This window comes from Aeromicrobium sp. CnD17-E, from assembly GCF_024124745.1.
GTDB lineage: Bacteria > Actinomycetota > Actinomycetes > Propionibacteriales > Nocardioidaceae > Aeromicrobium.
This window is the reverse complement of the sequence record NZ_JAMXRU010000023.1, coordinates 1-22,612: the sequence shown is the minus strand read 5'-3', so window position 1 is coordinate 22,612 and position 22,612 is coordinate 1. Positions and strand designations below refer to the sequence as shown.

Sequence of the window (22,612 nt, the reverse complement as noted above, 5' to 3'; positions counted from 1 at the left end):
GGACCTCCCCCGGTGGGTCTGGCTGCCCGCGGCGCTCGGTGCCGCGCTCGTGGTCGTGCCCGTCGTCGCGCTGCTCACCCGCGTCGACTGGTCGGACCTCCCGGCGCTGCTGACGTCGGAGTCGTCGCGCGCGGCGCTCTGGCTCAGCCTGCGCACCGCCGCAGCGTCCACCGTGCTGTGCGTGCTGCTGGGCGTGCCCATGGCGTTCGTGCTCGCCCGCACCCGGTTCCCGGGCCAGGCCCTGCTGCGCGCGTTCGTCCTGCTGCCCCTCGTCCTGCCACCCGTGGTCGGCGGCATCGCCCTGCTCGCGACCTTCGGGCGCCGCGGACTGCTCGGCTCGAGCCTCGAGGTGGTCGGCGTGCAGGTGGCCTTCTCGACCACGGCCGTGGTCCTCGCCCAGACGTTCGTGGCGCTGCCCTTCCTGGTCATCAGCCTCGAGGGCAGCCTCCGCACCGCCGGGCACCGCTACGAGACCGTCGCCGCCACGCTCGGGGCGCGGCCCTCGACCGTGCTGCGCCGAGTCAGCCTGCCGCTCGTCCTGCCCGGACTGGTGTCCGGCGCGGTCCTCGCGTTCGCGCGGGCACTCGGGGAGTTCGGTGCCACCATCACCTTCGCGGGCAGCCTGCAGGGGGTCACGCGGACGCTGCCGCTCGAGATCTACCTGCAGCGCGAGACGGACCCCGACGCCGCCGTCGCGCTCTCCCTGCTGCTCGTCGTGGTGGCCGTGCTCGTCATCGTGCTCGTGCGCGGCCGGGAGGGTCGCTCGTGAGCATCGCGCTGCGCCTCCAGGTGCCGGAACGCGACGTCGACCTCGCGCTCGACGTCGCCGCAGGCAGCACGCTGGGGCTGGTCGGGCCCAACGGCGCGGGCAAGTCGACCGTGCTCGCGGCGCTCGCCGGGACGCTGCGACCCCCTCACGCGCGCCTGGAGGTCGACGACCAGGTGCTCGTGGACACCGCGACGGGCCGGTGGACACCGCCGCACGTGCGCGGGGTCGGGTTGCTGGCCCAGGAGCCGCTGCTGTTCCCCCACCTCGACGTCGTCGCGAACGTCGCCTTCGGACCACGCAGCCGGGGGGCCTCGCGCGGCGAGGCGGAGAGGATCGCCCGCGACCGGTTGGCCGAGCTCGGGTGCACCGATCTCGCCGACCGGCGGCCCGGCACCCTCTCGGGCGGGCAGGCGGCCCGCGTCGCACTCGCGCGCGCCCTCGCCCCCGACCCTGGCGTGCTGCTGCTCGACGAGCCGATGGCCGCGCTCGACGCCGCCGTCGTGCCGCAGCTGCGCACGACCCTCGCACAGGTGCTGCGCCGACGTCGCGACGCCGGCCGCACCGCCGTGCTGGTCACCCACGACGTGCTGGACGCCCTGCTGCTCACCGACACGCTGGCCGTCGTCGAGCACGGCCGCGTCGTCGACGTGGGCCCCACCCAGCGCGTGCTCGAGCAGCCGCGCAGCGTGTTCGCGGCCGAGCTCGCGGGGCTCAACCTGCTGCGGGGCACGGCGACGGCGCCGGGTCTGCACACGCCCGAGGGGCTCGTCGTCCACGCCTCCGGCACCACGCCCCCCGCCGGGGTCCCCGCGGTCGCCGTGCTCGACCCGGCCGCCGTCGCCGTGCACCTGGAGGCGCCCGCCGGCAGCCCTCGCAACGTCTGGCCCGCCACGGTCACGGCCGTCGAGCCACGCGGTCGCCGGGCCCTCGTCCGGACCGACGTCGTGAGCGCCGACGTCACGGTCGACGCCGTCGCCGACCTGCTCCTGGAGCCCGGGCGACGTGTCCACCTGGTGGTCAAGGCGAGCGAAGTGCAGGTGCACGGCCTCTGACCGGCGCCGACGCCGGTAGGGTGCGGAGCGTGGAAAGCCTGCAGCCCGCCGCCCAAGCCCCGGACCGCAACCTCGCCCTGGACCTCGTCCGCGTCACGGAGGCCGGTGCCATGGCCGCCGGTCGCTGGGTCGGGCGCGGCGACAAGAACGGCGCCGACGGCGTCGCCGTCAACGCGATGCGGAGCCTCATCAACACCGTCACGATGGACGGCGTCGTCGTCATCGGCGAGGGCGAGAAGGACGAGGCGCCCATGCTGTTCAACGGCGAGCAGGTCGGCGACGGCTCCGGCGCCGAGTGCGACGTCGCGGTCGACCCGATCGACGGCACGACCCTGTGCGCCAAGGGCATGCCCAACGCGATCTCGGTCATGGCCGTCGCGCCCCGCGGGTCGATGTACGACCCCTCGGCCGTCTTCTACATGGAGAAGCTGGTGGCCGGCCCGGAGGCCGCCGACCAGGTCGACATCCGCCTCCCGGTGTCCAAGAACATCGCCCTCGTCGCCAAGGCGAAGGGCATCAGCAACAGCGACGTCACCGTCTGCGTGCTCGACCGACCCCGCCACGCCGCCCTGGTGCAGGAGATCCGCGACGCAGGTGCACGCATCAAGTTCATCAGCGACGGCGACGTGGCCGGTGCCATCGTCGCGGCCCGCCCCGACACCGGCGTCGACCTGCTCGTCGGCACGGGCGGCACGCCCGAGGGGATCATCACGGCCTGCGCCATCAAGGCGATCGGCGGTGTCATCCAGGGTCGGCTCGCGCCCACCGACGACCACGAGCGCCAGCGCGCGATCGACGCCGGGCACGACCTCGACCGGGTGCTGCTCACCGACGACCTCGTCGTCGCCGACGACTGCTTCTTCGTCGCCACCGGCATCACCGACGGCGAGCTGCTCGACGGGGTCCGCTACGCCAAGGGCAAGGCGTTCACCGAGTCGCTCGTGATGCGCTCGCGCAGCGGCACGATCCGCAAGATCACGAGCGAGCACCAGCTGACGAAGCTCAAGGCCTACTCGGCCATCGACTACGAGCGCTGAGCCGACGTCGGGGGACGAGGTGCAGGAACGACCACGGTCACGGCACGTGCGCAGCGTCGACGACGTGCTCGCGCTCATGGACGACCTGTTCACGTCGACCGCCGACCGCTGGACCGACGGCGCCGGCGCGGCCTGGTGGGACGACTTCTACACCGACCGGTCCCGTCCCGTCCCGTTCTTCGTCGACGCCCCTGACGAGAACCTGGCGGCCTGGGTCGAGTCGGGCGAGGTGCGGCCCCGACGCGCCCTCGACCTCGGCTGCGGAACGGGCCGCAATAGCCGCTACCTGACCTCCGTCGGGGCCGAGGTCGATGCCGTCGACCTCTCGGCGACCGCGGTCGGATGGGCCCGGGAGCAGGACGCCCACGCCGACGCGGCGCCGCGGTACCACGTGGGCGACGCGTTCGGCGACGTCGGCGAGGACCTCGCCGGGCCCTACGACCTCGTGTACGACTCGGGCTGCCTGCACCACCTGCCGCCGCACCGGCGCGTCGCGTACCGTCGCCTGCTCGACCGCGTGCTCGCACCCGGTGGCTGGTTCGGCGTCGTGTGCTTCCACGACGGCCTCATGGGCACGGGCGCCCCCGACGAGCAGCTCTACCTGCGAGGCGGGCTCGAGGGCGGGATCGCGTTCACGGCCGACGACCTGCGGTGGATCTTCGACGACCTCGAGCCCGTCGACGTCCGCCCCATGCGCGAGCAGCGCAGCACGGGTCGCTTCGGCGAGGCGTTCCTCCTCACCGCGCTGTTCCGCAGACCTGCCTGAGCGCGGGCGTCAGACGGGGTACCCGAGCGCCGCGAACATGCGGGCGTGGATCGCACGCACCACGTCCTGCTTGCGGGCGTTGTACTGCATGACGTGCTCGCCGGCGTCGCGCGCCGCGGCCGACGCGGAGCGCTTGGCGTCGGCGTAGAGGTCACGGTCGTCCGGGTGGGTGCGCAGCCAGTCGCGGAACATCCGCATGCGCGCGACCTCCGCCCCGTCCGCGTGGAAGACGTGCAGGTTCGTGCGCGGGTCGTGGTGGCGCAGCAGCCGGTGGCCCTCCCACCAGGGCTCACGGACGACGAGCCGGAAGCCCTGCGCCTCGAGCGCCGGCACGTAGGCGTCCTCGTCGTCAGGGTCGGGCACCACGAGGAGCAGGTCGAGCAGCGGCTTGGCCGCGAGGCCCGGCACCGACGTCGACCCGACGTGCTCGACGCCCACAGCGGTCCGGCCGAGCGCCGTCCCCACGGTGTCGACGAGCCAAGCCGCCTGCTCCGTCCAGGCCGGGTCGGGATCGACCACGACGACGTCGCGTCCGGGTCCGGCCCCGTCGACCCACGGCGACGCACCGGGCGGCGGCTCGACGTCGTCGAACCGCACGATCTCCTCGGGCGTGGCCATGTCGACGACCGTATCCGGTCTCGTCCGGCCTGCCCCAGCCCCCGACTCCTCGTACCATCACCTGCATGGCCGGCTCCGGAGAACAGTTCGCGCACCTGCCGTCGGGCATCGACCTCTGCTACGAGACGTTCGGCGACCCCACCGACCCTCCCGTGCTGCTGGTCATGGGCCTCGGCGGCCCGATGGGCTGGTGGGACGTGGCGTTCTGCGAGCAGCTCGTCGCCCGCGGCCTGTTCGTGGTGCGCTACGACAACCGCGACACCGGCCGTTCCACCAAGCTGCGCCAGCACCGCGTGAGCCGGATCGACCTCGCGAAGGCGCTGGTCGGCCTCACCACGCCGCCGTACACGATCGGCGACCTCGCCGACGACGCCTTCGGGCTGCTCGACCACCTCGACATCGACGCCGCGCACGTCGTCGGCGTCTCGATGGGCGGCATGATCGCCCAGACGATGGCGGTGGCGCACCCCGAGCGGGTGCGCTCGCTCGTGTCGATCATGTCGACGACGGGCCGGCGCACCGTCGGCTACCAGAACCCCAAGCTGCTGCCCGCCCTGCTCAGCAAGGCCGGCCACACGCGCGACGAGTACGTGGAGCGCTCCCTGCGGGGCACCCAGATGATCGCGTCGCCGGACTACCCGACCGACCCCGAGTTCGCGCGTGACCGCGCCTACGAGACCTATGACCGCGGCTGGTCGGCGAGCGGGGTGACGCGCCAGGTGATGGCGATCCTGACCCAGCCCGATCGCACGGCCGACCTCGCCAGGCTCGACGTCCCCGCCACCGTCATCCACGGCACGCGCGACCCGCTGGTCCACCGCTCCGGCGGGAAGGCGACGGCCGCAGCGCTGCGCGGCTCCGAGCACGTCGAGATCGAGGGCATGGCCCACGACCTGCCGAGCCAGCTCTACGACCAGATCGTCGAGGCCATCGTCCGCACCGTCGAGCGCGCCCAGCACGCCTGACCACGCCTTCCCCCCGTTTCGGAACGTCATCGCCCGTTCCGGGCGAAGAAACGGGCGATGACGTCCCGAATCGTGGGGACTAGGCGTCGCTCCAGACGCCGAGCCGATTGCCCGCGGGGTCGGTGAAGTGGAAGCGGCGGCCGCCGGGGAACGCGAACACGTCGTCGACGACCGTGCCCCCGGCCTCGACGACGGCGTCGCGCGTGGCCTCGAGGTCGGCGGACCAGAGCTGGACGAGGGGCCCGGTGGTCGACGGCGTGCCGGTGGGGTCGAGGCCGCCCGCCTCGCCCTCCCCCTCGACACGCTGGATGCCGACGTAGTCCGGTCCGTAGTCGGTGAAGCGCCAGCCGAAGGCGCCGCCGTAGAACTGCTGCGCGGCGGCGAGGTCGGGTGCCGGGATCTCGATGTAGTCGATGCCGTGGTGGGTGTGTGCCATGACCCGACGCTATGCCTCTCCCGCGACGTTTCGGCACGTCGTCGCCCGTTCTCCCGCCCGGAACGGGCGATGGTGTTCCGAATCGTGGGGACTGGCTAGGGTCCTGACGTGGACGAACCAGGCGAGGTGGTGGTGCGGGTCCGGGCCGACGGGGCCACGGAGCTGCGGGTCAACGGCGTGTTCGTCATGGACGACGTCGAGACCTCCAGCGAGCGGCTCCTGGCCGACCTCGTCCTCGACCTCGGCGCCCGCGAGGTGCTCGTCGGCGGGCTCGGCCTGGGCTACACGGCCCAGGCGCTCCTGGCCGGCGACGTCGAGCGCCTGGTGGTCGCCGAGCTGCACGCCGACGTCGTCGCTGCCGTGCGCGCCGGAGCCGGAGCCGGCCCGTCCGTCCTCGACGACCCGCGCTGCACGGTCGAGGTCGGCGACGTGCGCGACGTCGTCGCCGCCCAGCCCGACGCCTCCCTCGACGCCGTCCTGCTCGACGTCGACAACGGCCCCGACTTCCTCGTGCACGAGACGAACGCCGCCGTCTACGCCGCCGACGGTCTCGCCGACGCCGCCCGCGTGCTGCGGCCCGGCGGGACCCTGGCCGTGTGGTCGATGGCCGACTCCGCGCCCCTGCGCGCACGGCTCGCGGGCCTGCTCGACGACGTCGGGGCGGTCGCCGTCCCCGTCGACCTCCAGGGACGCTCCGAGGACTACTGGGTGCTGACCGGCCGCGCGCGCTGAGCGCGGACGCTATCGTCTGCCCGTGGCCGACGCAGACTTCCTGTACTCCGACCTGCTCCCGACGGGTCCTGACGAGACCCCGTACCGCCTCGTCACGACCGAGGGCGTCTCGACCTCCGAGGTCGTGCTGCCCGACGGCAGCACCCGCACCTTCCTGCACGTCGAGCCCGAGGCGCTGCGCCGGCTCACGGCCGAGGCGATGCACGACATCAGCCACTACCTGCGGCCCGCACACCTCGCACAGCTCCGGAAGATCATCGACGACCCCGAGGCGTCGGGCAACGACCGCTTCGTCGCGCTCGACCTGCTGAAGAACGTCAACATCTCCGCCGGCGGCGTGCTGCCCATGTGCCAGGACACCGGCACCGCCATCGTCATGGGCAAGAAGTCCGAGGGCGTGCTCACGGGCGCCGACGACGCCGAGGCCATCAGTCGCGGTGTGCACGACGCGTACACGCAGCTCAACCTGCGCTACAGCCAGCTCGCGCCGCTCACCACCTACGAGGAGAAGAACACCGGCACCAACCTGCCGGCCCAGATCGAGCTCTACTCCGCCCCCGGCACCAAGCCGATGCCGGAGTACTCGTTCCTCTTCATGGCCAAGGGCGGCGGCTCGGCCAACAAGTCGTTCCTCTACCAGGAGACGAAGGCGATCCTGAACCCCACGCGGCTGCTGGAGTTCCTCGACGAGAAGATCAAGAGCCTCGGCACCGCCGCCTGCCCGCCGTACCACCTGGCCGTCGTCATCGGCGGCACGTCGGCGGAGTTCGCCCTCAAGACGGCCAAGTACGCCTCCGCGCACTACCTCGACGAGCTGCCCACGGAAGGCTCGATGAGCGCGCACGGGTTCCGCGACGTCGAGCTCGAGCAGCAGGTCTTCGAGCTCACCCAGTCCTTCGGCATCGGCGCCCAGTTCGGCGGCAAGTACTTCTGCCACGACGTCCGCGTCGTGCGCCTGCCGCGCCACGGTGCGTCGTGCCCGGTGGCGATCGCGGTGTCGTGCTCGGCCGACCGCCAGGCGCGCGCGAAGATCACGCCCGAGGGAGTGTTCCTCGAGCAGCTCGAGACCGATCCCGCGCAGTACATGCCCGACGCCGGCACGGCCGAGGACATCAGTGGCGGCGAGGTCGTGCAGGTCGACCTGACCCGGCCGATGGACGAGATCCGGGCGCAGCTGTCGCAGTACCCGGTCAAGACGCGCCTGTCGCTCACCGGCCCGCTCGTCGTGGCCCGCGACATCGCCCACGCCAAGATCGCCGAGCGGCTCGAGGCCGGCGAGCCGATGCCGCAGTACCTCAAGGACCACCCCGTCTACTACGCCGGACCGGCCAAGACGCCCGAGGGCATGGCGTCGGGCTCGTTCGGGCCCACCACCGCCGGCCGCATGGACTCCTACGTGCGGCGCTTCCAGGAGGCGGGCGGGTCGCTGGTCATGCTCGCCAAGGGCAACCGCAGCAAGCAGGTCACCGAGGCGTGCGACGCCTACGGCGGCTTCTACCTCGGCTCGATCGGCGGTCCCGCCGCGCGCCTCGCGCAGGACTGCATCCGCAGCCAGGAGGTCATCGAGTACCCCGAGCTCGGCATGGAGGCGGTCTGGCGGATCGAGGTCGAGGACTTCCCGGCGTTCATCGTCGTCGACGACAAGGGCAACGACTTCTTCACCGACCCGTCCGGCACGGTCACCGTGCCCGTCACCGGTCTGCGGGTGCGCTCGGCCCAGTAGACCCGCACCGCCCCTCCTCCCCCCACCCCGCTGAGCGTGACGTTCGCGGGGTGGATGGCGCGGATCCGGCCCGCGAACGTCACGCTCAGCGGGTGGGCGGCCGGGTCGCCGTCCGGCCGGCTCGCGCTAGCGTGGGGGCATGAGCGAGAACGACACGGCCTGGCGCATCGAGCACGACACCATGGGCGAGGTGAGGGTCCCTGCCGACGCTCTCTGGCGGGCCCAGACGCAGCGCGCGGTCGAGAACTTCCCCATCTCCGGCACCCCGATCGAGCCGGCCCAGATCAAGGCGCTCGCGCAGATCAAGGCCGCCTGCGCCCGCGCGAACGCCGAGCTCGGCATCCTCGACGGCGACCTCGCCGACGCGATCGTCGCGGCCGCACAGGAGGTGGCGACCGGCGCCCACGACGCGCACTTCCCCATCGACGTCTTCCAGACCGGCTCCGGCACGTCGAGCAACATGAACACCAACGAGGTCATCGCCACGCTCGCGACCCGTTCGCTCGGTCGCGACGTGCACCCGAACGACCACGTCAACGCGTCGCAGTCGAGCAACGACGTGTTCCCGACGTCGATCCACGTGGCCGCCACCGCCTCCACCGTCAACCAGCTGCTGCCCGACCTCGACCACCTCGCGCAGTCGCTCGAGCGCAAGGCCGAGGAGTTCGCCGAGGTCGTCAAGTCGGGCCGCACGCACCTGATGGACGCCACGCCCGTGACGCTCGGCCAGGAGTTCGCCGGGTACGCCGCGCAGGTGCGCAAGGGCGTCGCCCGCGTCGAGCGTGCGCTGCCGTCGGCCGCCGAGGTCCCGCTCGGCGGCACGGCCGTCGGCACCGGCATCAACACGCCCGCCGGCTTCCCGCAGCGCGTCATCGAGATCCTCGCCGCCGACACCGGCCTGCCGATCACCGAGGCCACCGACCACTTCGAGGCACAGGGCGCGCGCGACGGGATCGTCGAGCTCTCCGGCGCGCTGCGCACGGTCGCGGTCAGCCTCACGAAGATCTGCAACGACCTGCGCTGGATGGGCTCGGGGCCGCGCACCGGCCTGGGCGAGATCAACCTGCCCGACCTGCAGCCCGGGTCGAGCATCATGCCCGGCAAGGTGAACCCCGTCCTGCCGGAGGCGACGCTCATGGTCTGCGCGCAGGTCATCGGCAACGACGCGACCATCACCTACGCCGGCGCGTCGGGGTCGTTCGAGCTGAACGTCCAGCTGCCGGTCATCGGCCGCAACGTCCTGGAGTCGATCCGGCTGCTCGGCAACACGACGCGCGTGCTCGCCGACCGGTGCGTCGACGGCATCACCGCCAACGTCGAGCGCTGCCTCGAGCTGGCCGAGTCGAGCCCCTCGGTCGTGACGCCCCTCAACCGCCACATCGGCTACGAGAACGCCGCGAAGGTCGCGAAGAAGGCCGTCAAGGAGCGCAAGACGATCCGCGAGGTCGTGGTCGAGGACGGGTACGTCGAGCGCGGCGACCTCACCGAGGCCGAGCTCGACGCCGCCCTCGACGTCATGAGCATGACCCACCCCTGACCAGCGAAGGGTTCCCGCCGGTCGAGTAGGCGCCGCGCGTGAGGAACGAACGCCGCGGCTGCGATGGAGCCGTCGCAGTGGGGGCGTAGCCGCGACGGCTCCAGCACCTCCCCTCGCTGGCGCTCGTGGAGGCACTCGTCCAGCGAAACCTCCCGCTGGTCGAGTAGTCAGGACGAGCTTGCGACGTCCTGACGTATCGAGACCACCCGGCAACGGCTCAGCGCGGACCAACCCCCAGCGACGACCCAGAGTGGTCTCGATACGCCCGACCGAGCTCCTTCGTCGCCGGTCGGCCTACTCGACCAGCGGTGCCGCGCTCAGGCGCGGCGGGCGAGCTGGTAGCCGTCGGCGTCCCAGACCGTCACCCACGTGCCGCCGAAGGTCTGCTCGGCCCAGGTGCGGGCGTCCGGGGGCGAGCCGACGCCGGCCCACTGGTCGAGGAGGACGTAGTCCGGGTCGCCCTCGGGGAGCGGGGCGGTGCCGACCGTGCCGAGCCAGTACACGTCGTGGTCCGTGGCGAGGTGGGTGATGACGCCGATGTCGGTCACGACCGACGCGCCCTCGGGCACCATGTCGACCACACGCTGCGCGACCGCTGCCCGGTCGGGCACCTCGTACGTCTCCCCCTGGGTCAGCGCCCACAGCGGCGTCGACGGGAGCAGGGCGAGCGACACGACGAGAGCGGGCACCGCCGTCCACCGCACGGGCGGGTAGCGCCGCATGGTGTCGACGGCCGCGACGAACACGATCGGCATGAGGAGCAGCGAGTAGTGCCAGTCGGTGCCCCAGTAGTACGGGTTGTCGCCGACGAAGCGCCAGGCGAACGTCGGCAGGACGAGCAGGATCCAGGGCGAGCCGAGCGCCGCGAGACCCGTCACCGCGAGCGTCACCAGCACCGTGAGGGCCTTGCGCCCCGGCTCGTCGAAGAGGGTCGCGACCACGCCGCGGTCTCCCCCGACGCTGGACGCGTAGTCGTAGACGCCGCCGGGGTTCACCGACGGCAGCACGACGAGCACGACGAGCGCCGCACCGACCACGCCCGCCGCCGCGAGCAGGGTGCCGCGGCGACGCTCGCCGGCGAGCATCAGCACGAGCCCGATGACGAGCACCGTGGCGCCCATGTCCTCCTTGACGAGCAGGAGCGGCAACGACCAGCCGACGACGGCGTTCCACCGGCGGTCGAGGTACGCCGAGCCGGCCAGCGCGAGCAGCGGGGCACCGAACGCGACCTCGTGGAAGTCCGACTGCACGGCCGAGGCGATGCCGAAGGAGATGCCGTAGGCGACGGAGAGCATCGCCCCCGCCCACGGGCCGGCGTGCCGCACCGCGAGCCGGGAGACCACCAGCACCGACAGCCCGATCAGGACAGCCTGCGCGACGAGCAGGGTCTGCGCCGACGGCCACAGCCGGTAGAACGGCGCCACGAGCGCCGTGATCGGCGAGAAGTGGTCGCCGAGGATGTTGAAGCCCGGACCCTTGATGTCGACGATCGGCAGCCCGAGGTGCGCGTAGCCGCGGATCGCCTGCTCGAAGATCGCGTTGTCCCAGGAGGTGGGGTCGAAGCGGCGGAACCGCAGCAGCGACAGCGTCGTGTAGGCGGCCGTGCACAGCAGGGCCCAGAGGAACGGGACGGAGCGCGCGACGGCCCCGAGGCGCGCGGTCACGACGTGCGCAGGCGCGCGCCGGTCGCGACGTCGAACACGAGCACCTGCGACCGCGGAACGGCCAGGCGCACCGTGTCGCCCGCCCGGCGGCGGTCCGCTGCCGGCAGCTCGGCGACGAAGAAGTTCTGGAAGAGGTCGAAGTCGAGCTCGTCCTCGACGTCCTCGAGCATCGCCTGGACGTCGTCGTCAAGGTCGTAGCCGACGTAGACGAGCTGCGTGCCGCCGCGCCACTCGACGTCGTCGACCTCTCCGACGACCTCGACCTTGCTCTCGGCCTCGGCCTGGGCCGCGATCGCTCCGGCGGTCAGGGGTGCGTCGGTCGGGGCCGCAGCGGCAGCGGGAGCCGCCTCCTCGCAGTGCTCGGGGCGCACCCCCACGACGACGTGGCTGCGCTCGCCCAAGGCCTGCCGCGACGCGGCGTCGAGCGGGATGCTCAGGACCGGCGTCACGAGACGGTCGTCCTCCACGGAGGCCGGCAGCAGGTTCATCGCGGGCTGTCCGAGGAAGGCGGCGACGAAGAGGTCGGCCGGGTCGGCGTAGACCTCGTCGGGCGTGCCCGTCTGGTGGACGACGCCGCGGTGCATGACGGCCACGCGGTCGGCGAGGGTGAGCGCCTCGTCGGGGCGCGACGTCGTGAACAGCGACGTCCGACCCTCGTCGCGCTGCCACTGCAGGGTGACCGAGCGGACGTGGGTGCGCACCCGGTCGGCCTGCGCGCTGAACGGGTCGTCGAAGAGGTAGCCCAGGGCGTCGCGCACGAGCGCACGGCCGATGGCGACGCGCTGACGCTGCGCCGGCTCGAGCTCGGCGGGCTTGGCGTCGAGGAGCGAGTCGAGCGCGAGGAAGGCGGCGACCTCGTCGATCCGTTCCGCGAGCGCCACCTTGTCGTGCCCGCGGCGCAGCCGGGTTGCGAAGGCCAGGTTGTCGTGGACGTCGAGGTGGGGGTGGAGCACGTAGTCCTGGAGCACGAGTGCGAGGTCGCGGTCGCGCGGACCGACCGCGTTGACGACGATGTCGTCGAGCAGCACGTCGCCCTCGGTCTGCTCCTCCAAGCCCACGAGCACCCGGAGCACGGCCGACTTGCCGGCACCGGCCGGGCCGCAGAGGGCGGTCGTGCTGCCGTCGGGCACCACGAGGTCGAGCCCGTCGAGCAGCGGCGTGCCGTCGAGGGCGTCCAGGCGTACGCCCCTCAGCTCCATCGAGGTCATGGGTGGTCCCTTCCGATCAGGCGGCGGACGCGGCGGGGCGCGACCGCGACGAGGACGATCACGGGCAGCAGCCACAGCAGTCCGACCGCCGCGGCCTGCGCGGGCGGCACCTGCCCGAGCAGCAGGGTGGCGGGCAGCGTGCGGGCGTCGGGCGTGGGCCCGAGGGCGGCCCCGAGCACCACGTCCTGGGCCGACAGCACCCACACGAGCGCGCCGACGACGAGCAGGTCGGGCAGCAGCACCGGCACGGCGAACGCGCGCAGCTCCTGCCGACGGTCGGCGCCGTCGCTGCGGATCGAGTCGCGCAGCGACCACGGGGCGTCGCGCAGGACGGGGATGCTGAGGAACACGGCCAGTGGCACGGCGACGAGCAGCAGGACGGGTGCGACCGCCCAGCGGGAGCCGAGCAGACCGAGGGCGTCGGCCGTGTCCGACCACGGTCCGGCGAACGCGACCAGGGGCAGGAGCAGGACCCCCACCACGACGACGGGCACCGCCCGCCCGCCGCGCACCCGACGACGCGCCAGCGCGTACGCCGCTGGAACAGCGACGAGCATGGCGACGACGGTGGCCGCGGTGGCGACGACGACGCTGGTCAGCGCGGCCTCGCGCACGTCGTCGCGCCGCAGAGCGTCGCCGAGGACGGACCAGCGCGGGCTCGACGGCAGCATCGACGTCGCCGTCGTGCCCGACGGGGTGAGGGCGACGGCCGCGGTCCACCACAGAGGCGCGACGGTGCCGACCACGGCCAGCTCGAGCCCGAGAACCGCCCAGAGCGACAGCCGACGACGCGTGTCGGCGACGAGCACGCCGACGGCGCCCGTGCCCATGAGGACGGCCGCGACGGCGACCCAGAGCCAGCGGTCGGCGCCCGTGACGACGAGGACGCCGACGTTGGCCAGCACGAAGCCGACGACGAACGCGGTGCCAGCGGCCCACAGCCGGGAGCGGACGGTGGGGTTCATGCGCGCCTCCCCGGTCGGAGGACGGCGACGAGGACGGCCGCCACGACGCCCGCCAGCACCAGCAGCAGCACGCCGGAGGCTGCTCCGAGACCTCGTTCGAAGCTCTCGAACGTCGTCTCCCACGTCAGCACGGGCACGGTGCGCACCCCGCCGGAGGGCGCCGCGAGCAGCGGACCCTCCAGCGCCCGGAGCGCGTCCGTCGCGCGGTACAGGACGGCGACCGCCACGGCCGGCGCAGCGGCGGGCCAGGTGACGCGCAGGAGTCGCTGCCACGAGGTGGCACCGTCGGCCACGGCCGAGTCGATGAGCCGACGGTCGACCCGCGTCAGTCCGACGAGCAGGATCACCGCCGTCACGCCCGTGCCGCGCCACACCTCGGCCGACACCACGGCGAACGCCGCCACCGCGCTCGACCCGCCGTCGTAGCCGAACCACGCGGGACCGACACCCGAGGTGACGGCGTCGCGCCACACCGAGGCCGTCACGACGGGCAGCAGCGCGAACGGTGCGAGCAGCAGGACCGACACCACGGCCAGCGGCAGGCGGAGCCGGCGGATGCTGGCCGCCACGACGGAGGCGAGGACCAGCTGCAGGACGACGGCGACCGCGACGAGCAGCAGGGTCACCGAGACGGCGACCCACCACGCGCGGTCGCCGAGCAGACCCGTCAGGTTGTCGAGGCCGACGAAGGTGTCGTCGCCGACGGTGCTCGACGAGCGGCGCAGGGAGGTCCAGAGCAGGAGCCCGAGCGGCCAGAGCGTCAGAGCCGCCAGGACCAGCACCGTCGGCGCCAGCAGCGGCCAGCCCGAGCGGCGACGTCCGGGCGACGCCGCCGCACGCCGACGGCGCCGACGCCGCGTGGGCGCCGGGCCGATCGGGGCGAGGTCGTGCTCGTCGTCCACCGTGACGGCCGTCGACGCCTCGACCACGTCGGCCTGGTCCGGCTGCCCAGGGTGCCCAGAGCGCCCAGGGTTCTCAGGGTTCTCAGGGTTCTCGGGGTCCTCGGGGCGCTCGGCGCTCACGGCAGCCTCCCGGCGACGGCGTCGCGGACCGCGGCCTGCGAGCGACGTGGAGTGGCCGACCCGACCGACGAGATCGGGGTCCAGGTCTGCACCAGCGCGGCGCGGGCCTGCATCCAGTACGGCGTGGACGGCAGCGTGACGGCCGTGTCGACGGCCGGACGGGTGACGTCCGCGAGCGGGTACCCGGCCTTCACGGCATCGAGGTCGTACGCGCTCAGCCGCGCTGCGCTGTGCCCCGAGCCGGTCATGACGGAGGCGAGGAGGTCGTCGGACGTCAGGCAGGAGATCGCCTCGTACGAGAGCGACGTGTCGGGCGCGAACAGCGGCACCGCCAGCGCGACACCGGTGCTCGGGGCCCCAGCCGTGCCGTCGACCTCCGGGAACGCCGCCCACTGCAGGTCGCTGGCCACGGGGGCGACGGCGGGGTCGGAGACGAAGGAGCTGGGGGCGAGCACGAACCCGCCGCGACGGGCGAGCCCCTCCGCAGCGTCGGCCGACGGGTCGGCGCCGAGGCCGGACCGGCCCAACCGGCCCACGATGCGGGCGGCCGTACGACCGGCCGCGGTGTCCAGACCCACCTCCGGGCTGCGTCCACCGCCCTTCAGCAGGGTGCCTCCCGCACCGGCGACGAGCGCGTCCACCCACGCCGGCAGGCCCTCGCCGTCGGGGTCGTCGAGCAGCACCTGGCGCCCGGTGCGCTCGGCACCCGTGAGCAGGTCGTCCCACGACACCGGCTCGGTCGTGTCGAGCCCGGCCCGCTCGGCCGTGTTGCCCCGCCACCACAGCAGCCAGGGGTCGAAGGTCCAGGGTGCGGCGACGACCAGGCCGTCGACCGTCACCGAGCGCAGCGCGGCCGGCGCGACGTCCTGCGCGAAGGGCGTCTTGAGGTCCTCCGGGACGGGCGCGAGCACCTGCGCGGCCGCCATCTCCGCGCTCCACGCGGTGTCCATGCTGAACAGGTCGATCGAGTCGTCCTTGGCGAGCAGCCGTCGCATCAGCGTCGCGTGCCGCTCCTCGGCGTCGTCGGGCAGCCGCTCCACCTCGATGCGGTAGTCGCCGCCCGAGCCCTCGCTGCAGGTCTGCGCGAGCGCCTCGACGTCGGCGCGCTCGGGGCCGACGTACCAGTGGAGCACGGGCACGTCGTCGACGGCGCTCTCGTCGGGTGACCCGCCGCAGGCGGCCGCGAGCAGCATCGAGGCAGCGACGAACGCCGCGGACACGCCCCTCCTGGTCACGGGGTCACTCTGCCACAGCAGACCGCGTGCCGGACGTCGTTGCGACGTCCGGCACGCGGTGTCCGCGTCCGCCTCCGGGCGGGCGTCAGATGCCGATGTCCTCCAGCATCTCGGTCACGAGCGCGGCGACCGGCGACCGCTCGGACCGGGTGAGGGTGACGTGCGCGAACAGCGGGTGGCCCTTGAGCTTCTCGACCACCGCGACGACACCGTCGTGGCGCCCGACGCGCAGGTTGTCGCGCTGCGCGACGTCGTGGGTCAGGACCACCTTGGAGTTCGCGCCGATGCGCGAGAGCACCGTCAGGAGCACGTTGCGCTCCAGCGACTGCGCCTCGTCGACGATGACGTACGCGTCGTGCAGCGACCGACCACGGATGTGCGTCAGCGGCAGCACCTCGAGCATCCCCCGGTCGAGGATCTCGTCGACGACGTGCGGCGACGCGACGGCGCCGAGGGTGTCGAACACGGCCTGCGCCCAGGGCCCCATCTTCTCGTCGGAGCTGCCCGGCAGGTAGCCGAGCTCCTGCCCGCCGACCGCGTACAGCGGACGGAACACGACGACCTTCTTGTGCTGTCGACGCTCCATCACCGCCTCGAGACCCGCACAGATCGCCAGCGCCGACTTGCCGGTGCCGGCGCGACCACCGAGCGACACGATGCCGACCTCGGGGTCGAGCAGCAGGTCGAGCGCGACACGCTGCTCGGCCGAGCGGCCGTGCAGCCCGAACGCGTCGCGGTCGCCGCGGACGAGCTGGACCCGCTTGTCGGGCGTGATCCGGCCGAGCCCGCTGCCCTTGTCCGACAGCAGCACCAGACCGGTGTGGCACGGCAGGTCGCGCACGGTCTCGTCGTCCAGGAGCGCGACGTCGAGGCTGCCCTCCTCGTACAGCGCGTCGAGGTCGGCGGAGTCGACCTCGAGCTCGCGCATGCCGGTCCAGCCGGACTCCAGGGCCAGCTCGGCGCGGTACTCCTCCGCCGACAGGCCGACCGCCGACGCCTTGACCCGCATCGGCAGGTCCTTCGAGACGAGCGTGACGTGGCGCCCCTCGTCGGCGAGGTTCTTCGCGACGGCGAGGATGCGGGTGTCGTTGTCGCCGAGGCGGAAGCCGGCAGGCAGGGCCTCGGGGTTGGTGTGGTTCAGCTCGACACGGATCGTGCCGCCCTCCGTGCCGATGGGCAGGGGGACGTCGAGCATGCCGTGCTGCACGCGCAGGTCGTCGAGGAAGCGCAGGGCCGTGCGGGCGAAGTAGCCGAGCTCGGGGTGGTGCCGCTTGCCCTCGAGCTCGGTGATGACGACGACCGGGATGACGACCTCGTGCTCGTGGAAGCGATGCACCGCGCCTGGGTCGGCCAGCAGGACGCTGGTGTCGAGGACGTAGGTGCGGACGGCCTCGGCAGAGGCGGCGGCGGCGCTGACGGGCTGCTTGACAGTCATGTCTGACTCCCTGCGAAGAACCCGCGCGCCCCTGCGCCGGCCCTTCCCTACTCGGTGGGTGTGGGGCGGCTGGGCTCCGGGGCGAGCATCAACACCCTCGCAACGTACGTCCGCCCCCGTGCCCGGGCGCGGCGACACGCTGCGCGTCATGTAACGCCGAGATGAACTCTGCACAGCCCGCCCTCCCCCGAGCGAGACACTCCGCTGGTCGAGTAGCGGCACGCGCGACGAAGGAGCGCCGTGCTGCGCATCGAGACCACCCGGCAACGGATCAGCGCGAACCAACCCCCAGCGACAGCCCGGAGTGGTCTCGATACACCTCCCCTCGCTGGCGCTCGTGGAGGCACTCGACCAGCGAGACATTCCGCTGGTCGAGTAGCGGCCACGCGCGAGGGACGAGCGCCGTGGGCGCATATCGAGACCACCCGGCAACGGCCCAGCGCGAGCCGGCTCCCAGCGACAGCCCGGAGTGGTCTCGATACACCTCCCCTCGCTGGCGCTCGTGGAGGCACTCGACCAGCGAGCCGTTCCGCTGGTCGAGTAGCGGCCACGCGCGAGGGACGAGCGCCGTGGGCGCATATCGAGACCACCCGGCAACGGCCCAGCGCGAACCGACCCCCAGCGACAGCCCAGAGTGGTCTCGATACACCTCCCCTCGCTGGCGCTCGTGGAGGCACTCGACCAGCGAGACGTTCCGCTGGTCGAGTATCGGCACGCGCGACGAAGGAGCGCCGTGCCGCGTATCGAGACCACTCCGCAACGGACCAGCGTCGCCACCTCACGGCCGGCCGGTCTTGGACACCCACCCGGTCTCGATACAGAGGGACGCCTCCGGCGTGCACCACTCGTCCGTCGCGGCTACGCCCCACGGCGACGGCTCCACATGCCTGGACCGCTCCCTCGCTGCGCTCGGTCGGGTTCAGGCACCGAAGCGGCGCTCGCGGGCGGCGTAGGAGCGCATCGCGCGGAGGAGGTCGACGCGGCGGAAGGCCGGCCAGAGGACGTCGGAGAAGTAGAACTCGCTGTGCACGCTCTGCCACAGCAGGAAGCCGGACAGGCGCTGCTCGCCCGACGTGCGGATGACGAGGTCGGGGTCGGGCTGGCCCTTCGTGTACAGGTGGTCGGCGATGTGGTCGACCTCGAGCGTCGCCGCCACCTCCTCCAGCGTGCGCCCCTTGGCCGCCTCCGCGAGCAGGAGGGCACGCATCGCGTCGGTGAGCTCCTGCCGGCCGCCGTAGCCGACGCACACGTTGACGTGCATCAGGCCCTCCCCCGACGGCGACGCCGCCGCGGCGCGCTGCAGGCGCGCGGAGGAGTCCGCCGGCAGGAGCTGGAGGTTCCCGATGAGCCGCACGTGCCAGCGTCCGTCCTCGGCGAGCCGTCCGACGAGGTCCTCGACCGCGTCGAGGATGCTCGCCAGCTCCGCCTCGGGGCGCTGGAGGTTGTCGGTCGACAGCACCCAGAACGTGACCGTCCCGACGCCCAGCTCGTGGCACCAGTCGAGGAACTCGTCGACCTTCGCCGCACCCGCCCGGTAGCCCTGGTCGAGGCCCATCCGGGCGTCCTTCGCCCAGCGTCGGTTGCCGTCGACGATCGCGCCGACGTGGCGTGGCAGGCGATCGGGGTCGAGCCGTCTGAGGAGCCGTCGCTCGTACGCGCCGTAGGCGACCTGGCTCAGACCCATGGACCTCATCTCATCACATCGGATGCTCAGGGCGAGGGGCTAGTCTTCCCCCTATGCCACGGACCGATCTCGAAGCCACGACCGACGAGGTGTCCGACCGCATCCGGGAGAACCTGGAGGAGATCAAGCCGAAGCTGCGCGGCTGGCTCCACGCGGGAACCGCACCCCTCGCCTTCATCTCCTTCCTCGTGATGATGGTGATCGCCGACGACACCCTCGTGCGCGCCGGCGTCGCGATCTTCATGGTGAGCGCGCTGCTGCTGTTCGGGTGCTCGGCGCTCTACCACACGCGCACCTGGTCCGACGAGGCCCGGATCGTGTGGAAGCGCATCGACCACGCGAACATCTTCCTGCTCATCGCCGGCTCGTACACGCCCTTCAGCCTGCTGCTGCTCGACACCCGGCAGGCGGTGATCATGCTGTCGCTCGTGTGGGGCGGGGCGCTGCTCGGCGTCGCGTTCCGCGTGTTCTGGGTGGGCGCGCCGCGCTGGATCTACGTGCCGCTGTACGTGCTGCTCGGCTGGGCCGCGGTGCTGTACTGGGGCGAGTTCGTCGACCAGGCCTCGACCGCGGTGCTGGTCCTCATGATCGTCGGCGGCGGTCTGTACACGTTGGGCGCGCTGGTCTACGGCTTCAAGTGGCCCGACCCGTTCCCGCGCTGGTACGGCTTCCACGAGGTGTTCCACACGCTCACGATCGCCGCGTTCGTCGTGCACTACATCGGCGTGAGCCTGCTCGCCTACCAGCAGCGGTGAGCCCGGCGCTCCACGTCCCCGAGGGAGCCACCCCCGACGACGTGTTCGACGCCGTCGAGGCGTGGGTCGACTCGCGCGGGATGAGCATGTACCCCGCGCAGGAGGAGGCGGTCCTCGAGCTGCTGTCGGGATCGAACGTCGTGCTCGCCACGCCGACCGGCTCCGGCAAGAGCCTGGTGGCGACGGCGGCCATCGCCGGGGCACTGGCGCGAGGCGAGTGCGCCGTCTACACGGCACCGATCAAGGCGTTGGTGAGCGAGAAGTTCTTCGACCTGTGCGAGGTGTTCGGCGCCGACGACGTGGGCATGCTCACGGGCGACGCCTCCGTGAACGCCGACGCCCCCGTGGTCGTGGCGACGGCCGAGGTGCTGGCGAACCTGGCGCTGCGTGAGGGTGCCGCCGCCGACGTCGGCCTCGTGGTGATGGACGAGTTCCACTTCTACGCCGACCCCGACCGCGGGTGGGCCTGGCAGGTCCCGCTCGTGGAGCTGCCACGGGCGCAGGCGCTGCTCATGTCAGCCACGCTCGGCGACACCACCACGTTGCGCGACGACCTCACCCGCCGCACCGGTCGCGACACCGCGCTCGTGGCGTCGTCCGAACGCCCCGTTCCCCTGGTGAACGAGTACGTGGTGTCGCCGGTGCAGGACGTCGTGACCGAGCTCGTGCAGACCGGACAGGCGCCCGTCTACATCGTGCACTTCACCCAGGCGTCGGCACTGGAGCGGGCACAGGCTCTCAGCAGCGTCGCCCTGGCGACGCGGGCGGAGCGCGACGAGATCGCCGAGGCGATCGGCAGCTTCCGCTTCACGTCGGCGTTCGGGAAGACGTTGTCGCGCCTGGTGCGCATGGGCATCGGCGTGCACCACGCCGGCATGCTCCCCCGCTACCGACGTCTGGTCGAGCGGCTCGCGCAGCAGGGTCTGCTCAAGGTCGTGTGCGGCACGGACACGCTCGGCGTCGGCATCAACGTGCCGATCCGCACGGTGCTGTTCAGCGGGCTGACGAAGTACGACGGTCGACGCCAGCGGCAGCTGCAGGTGAGGGAGTTCGCCCAGATCGCGGGTCGGGCCGGGCGCGCCGGCTACGACACCGTCGGCCACGTGGTGGTGCTCGCGCCCGAGCACGACATCGAGAACGCGAAGGCCGTCGCGAAGGCCGGCGACGACCCGAAGAAGCTGCGCAAGGTGCAGCGCAAGAAGGCGCCCGAGGGGCACGTGTCGTGGAACGAGGCGACGTTCGACAAGCTCGTGAACGGGACGCCCGAACCGCTCGTGCCCCGCATGCAGATCACCCACGCGATGGTGCTCGACGTCGTGCAGCGTCCGGGTGACGCCATCGCGGCGCTCGACCACCTCATCGAGGAGAGCGTGGTGCGCCCCGACGAGGTCGAGCGGCTGCAGGGTCGGGTGCGCGAGATCGTGGAGGCGCTGGTGGCCGGCGGGGTCGTCGAGCGGATCGGCGGGGGTGCCGGGCCCGGGGTGGCAGAAGGCACCGACCCTCCGGACGACGAGGGACGCACGCTGCGCCTCACCGTCGACCTGCAGCGCGACTTCGCGCTCAACCAGCCGCTCTCGCCGTTCGCGGTGGCCACGCTCGAGCTGCTCGACGTCGAGTCGCCCGAGTACGCGCTCGACGTGGTGTCGGTCATCGAGGCGACGTTGGAGGACCCGCGTCCGATCATCGCCGCCCAGGTCCACCGGGCCCGTGGCGAGGCCGTGGCGCAGATGAAGGCCGACGGCATCGAGTACGACGAGCGGATGGAGCTGCTCGAGGAGGTCGAGCACCCGAAGCCGCTGCAGGACCTGCTCGAGGCGGCGTACGAGACCTACCGCCAGGGTCACCCGTGGGTGGCCGACCACCCGCTGCGACCCAAGTCGGTCGTGCGCGACATGGCGGAGCGCGCCTTGACGTTCTCCGAGCTGGTGTCCGACTACGGTCTCGCGCGGTCGGAGGGCATGGTGCTGCGCTACCTGTCCGACGCGTACAAGGCGCTCGAGCGGACCGTCCCGGCCTCGGCGCGCACCGAGGAGCTGACCGACCTGACGGCCTGGCTCGGCGAGCTGGTGCGCCAGACCGACTCGAGCCTGCTCGACGAGTGGGAGGCGTTGGTGAACCCCGCCGACCCCGAGAGCCTCGACCGCGCGCACGCGGTGGCCGACGGCGAGCAGGCGATCCGTCCGGTCACGGCGAACGACCGCGCGTTCCGGGTGCTGGTGCGCAACGCGCTGTTCCGGCGGGTGGAGCTCGCGGCGCTCGGCCGCTGGGACGCGCTCGGCGACCTCGACGGCGAGGCCGGGTGGGACGCCGACGCGTGGCGCGAGGCCCTCACCGCCTACCGGGCCGAGTACGACCACCTCGGCACCGGGCCCGAGGCGCGGGGTCCGAAGCTCCTCGACATCACCGCCGAGCACGGGCCGGATGGCCGACGCTGGCGGGTGCGGCAGACGTTCGACGACCCCGAGGGTCACCGCGACTGGGGCATCTCCGCGGAGGTCGACCTCGACGCGAGCGACGCGGCCGGCGAGGCGGTCGTGACCGTCACCGACGTCGGCCCCGCCTGACGACCGTCAGCGGGCACCGTCGGCGACGCTCGGCAGGGCGTCGCCGACGGCCCCGTGCCCGTGCCGTGTCCCCTGGAGCACCTCAACACCGAGGTTCGCGGCACAGGTCCGGCGCCGGTCCCCTCGGGGGTGGGGCAGGCCGACGCCGGAGCTCAGGACGCGGCGGGACCCGTGCGGGCCTCGCTACGTATCCGTCTCGTGCAACGACGTTACGGGGCGTCGCAGCCCACCACCAGCGTCGTTCACGGAACCCGAAGAAGGGTTGACGCGCGCCGGCGCAGCGACTACGGCAGGAGCGCCGCCGGGTCGGTGACGGGCAGCGCGCACACGTGGTCGCGGCACACGTAGGCGGTGGCCCGCCCGTCGACCGCGACCCGGTCCGCGAGCAGCGGCACGGCCGGCGTCGCCGTCTCCGCGGCCACGACGACCGCCGGCGACGTGCGCA

Annotated in this window: 19 protein-coding genes; 10 read left to right on the top strand and 9 right to left on the bottom strand. The window is 72.7% G+C overall.

The window, feature by feature from the left end:
• The first annotated feature begins 22 nt into the window (after positions 1–22).
• Genes NH339_RS06905 through NH339_RS06890 form a run of 4 tightly spaced genes read left to right on the top strand, consistent with a single transcriptional unit; the run spans position 23 to position 3,624 of the window.
• The gene (locus NH339_RS06905) at positions 23–769 is read left to right on the top strand and encodes an ABC transporter permease (RefSeq protein ID WP_256475094.1); all 747 of its coding nucleotides are present in this window, start codon (positions 23–25) and stop codon (positions 767–769) included.
• Entirely contained in the window at positions 766–1,821 is a 1,056-nt protein-coding gene (locus NH339_RS06900; RefSeq protein ID WP_253023807.1) for a sulfate/molybdate ABC transporter ATP-binding protein, read from the top strand. Before NH339_RS06905 ends, NH339_RS06900 begins: the two co-directional genes overlap by 4 nt.
• Before the next feature lie 29 nt (positions 1,822–1,850).
• Positions 1,851–2,858 (top strand): class II fructose-bisphosphatase, encoded by a 1,008-nt coding sequence (gene glpX / locus NH339_RS06895; RefSeq protein WP_253023805.1) that lies wholly within the window; start codon positions 1,851–1,853, stop codon positions 2,856–2,858.
• Positions 2,859–2,904: 46 nt separating this feature from the next.
• Positions 2,905–3,624 carry a class I SAM-dependent methyltransferase gene (locus tag NH339_RS06890; protein WP_253023803.1) on the top strand — a complete coding sequence of 240 codons (720 nt, stop codon included), beginning with the start codon at positions 2,905–2,907 and terminating at the stop codon, positions 3,622–3,624.
• Positions 3,625–3,633: 9 nt separating this feature from the next.
• On the opposite strand, the gene NH339_RS06885 is transcribed toward NH339_RS06890, so the two are convergent.
• Positions 3,634–4,242 carry a GrpB family protein gene (locus NH339_RS06885; protein WP_253023801.1) on the bottom strand — a complete coding sequence of 203 codons (609 nt, stop codon included), beginning with the start codon at positions 4,240–4,242 and terminating at the stop codon, positions 3,634–3,636.
• Positions 4,243–4,307: 65 nt separating this feature from the next.
• Here NH339_RS06885 and NH339_RS06880 point away from each other — a divergent pair, with 65 nt between their 5' ends.
• Positions 4,308–5,207, top strand: a complete 900-nt coding sequence (locus tag NH339_RS06880) for an alpha/beta fold hydrolase (protein WP_253023798.1) — start codon at positions 4,308–4,310, stop codon at positions 5,205–5,207.
• A 79-nt stretch (positions 5,208–5,286) separates the two neighbouring features.
• On the opposite strand, the gene NH339_RS06875 is transcribed toward NH339_RS06880, so the two are convergent.
• Positions 5,287–5,643 carry a VOC family protein gene (locus NH339_RS06875; RefSeq protein WP_253023797.1) on the bottom strand — a complete coding sequence of 119 codons (357 nt, stop codon included), beginning with the start codon at positions 5,641–5,643 and terminating at the stop codon, positions 5,287–5,289.
• 108 nt (positions 5,644–5,751) lie between these two features.
• Here NH339_RS06875 and NH339_RS06870 point away from each other — a divergent pair, with 108 nt between their 5' ends.
• The 3 genes from NH339_RS06870 (at position 5,752) to NH339_RS06860 (ending at position 9,635) form a co-directional block, all read left to right on the top strand.
• Positions 5,752–6,375 (top strand): methyltransferase domain-containing protein, encoded by a 624-nt coding sequence (locus NH339_RS06870; RefSeq protein ID WP_253023796.1) that lies wholly within the window; start codon positions 5,752–5,754, stop codon positions 6,373–6,375.
• Between the two features lie 22 nt (positions 6,376–6,397).
• Entirely contained in the window at positions 6,398–8,098 is a 1,701-nt protein-coding gene (locus NH339_RS06865; protein WP_253023795.1) for a fumarate hydratase, read from the top strand.
• Between the two features lie 139 nt (positions 8,099–8,237).
• On the top strand, positions 8,238–9,635 hold the full coding sequence (locus NH339_RS06860; protein ID WP_253023794.1) for an aspartate ammonia-lyase: 1,398 nt from the start codon (positions 8,238–8,240) through the stop codon (positions 9,633–9,635).
• Between the two features lie 317 nt (positions 9,636–9,952).
• On the opposite strand, the gene NH339_RS06855 is transcribed toward NH339_RS06860, so the two are convergent.
• The 7 genes from NH339_RS06855 to uppS form a co-directional block, all read right to left on the bottom strand.
• On the bottom strand, positions 9,953–11,299 hold the full coding sequence (locus NH339_RS06855; protein WP_253023793.1) for a DUF2079 domain-containing protein: 1,347 nt from the start codon (positions 11,297–11,299) through the stop codon (positions 9,953–9,955).
• A complete protein-coding gene (locus tag NH339_RS06850; RefSeq protein ID WP_253023792.1) occupies positions 11,296–12,507 on the bottom strand; it encodes an ABC transporter ATP-binding protein in 1,212 nt (403 codons plus the stop codon). Before NH339_RS06850 ends, NH339_RS06855 begins: the two co-directional genes overlap by 4 nt.
• On the bottom strand, positions 12,504–13,472 hold the full coding sequence (locus NH339_RS06845; protein WP_253023791.1) for a hypothetical protein: 969 nt from the start codon (positions 13,470–13,472) through the stop codon (positions 12,504–12,506). Before NH339_RS06845 ends, NH339_RS06850 begins: the two co-directional genes overlap by 4 nt.
• On the bottom strand, positions 13,469–14,494 hold the full coding sequence (locus tag NH339_RS06840) for an ABC transporter permease subunit (RefSeq protein ID WP_253023790.1): 1,026 nt from the start codon (positions 14,492–14,494) through the stop codon (positions 13,469–13,471). The genes NH339_RS06845 and NH339_RS06840 overlap by 4 nt, the downstream gene beginning before the upstream one ends.
• Positions 14,491–15,729: an extracellular solute-binding protein gene (locus tag NH339_RS06835; RefSeq protein WP_253023789.1), complete on the bottom strand. Its 1,239-nt coding sequence runs from the start codon at positions 15,727–15,729 to the stop codon at positions 14,491–14,493. The genes NH339_RS06840 and NH339_RS06835 overlap by 4 nt, the downstream gene beginning before the upstream one ends.
• A gap of 85 nt (positions 15,730–15,814) precedes the next feature.
• On the bottom strand, positions 15,815–17,164 hold the full coding sequence (locus NH339_RS06830; protein WP_253023788.1) for a PhoH family protein: 1,350 nt from the start codon (positions 17,162–17,164) through the stop codon (positions 15,815–15,817).
• A 919-nt stretch (positions 17,165–18,083) separates the two neighbouring features.
• Positions 18,084–18,857 carry a polyprenyl diphosphate synthase gene (gene uppS, locus NH339_RS06825; protein ID WP_083516438.1) on the bottom strand — a complete coding sequence of 258 codons (774 nt, stop codon included), beginning with the start codon at positions 18,855–18,857 and terminating at the stop codon, positions 18,084–18,086.
• Between the two features lie 44 nt (positions 18,858–18,901).
• Here uppS and NH339_RS06820 point away from each other — a divergent pair, with 44 nt between their 5' ends.
• Both NH339_RS06820 and NH339_RS06815 read left to right on the top strand, forming a co-directional pair.
• On the top strand, positions 18,902–19,603 hold the full coding sequence (locus NH339_RS06820; RefSeq protein WP_253023786.1) for a hemolysin III family protein: 702 nt from the start codon (positions 18,902–18,904) through the stop codon (positions 19,601–19,603).
• Positions 19,600–22,167 (top strand): DEAD/DEAH box helicase, encoded by a 2,568-nt coding sequence (locus NH339_RS06815; RefSeq protein ID WP_374208227.1) that lies wholly within the window; start codon positions 19,600–19,602, stop codon positions 22,165–22,167. The genes NH339_RS06820 and NH339_RS06815 overlap by 4 nt, the downstream gene beginning before the upstream one ends.
• The last annotated feature ends 445 nt before the right edge of the window (positions 22,168–22,612 follow it).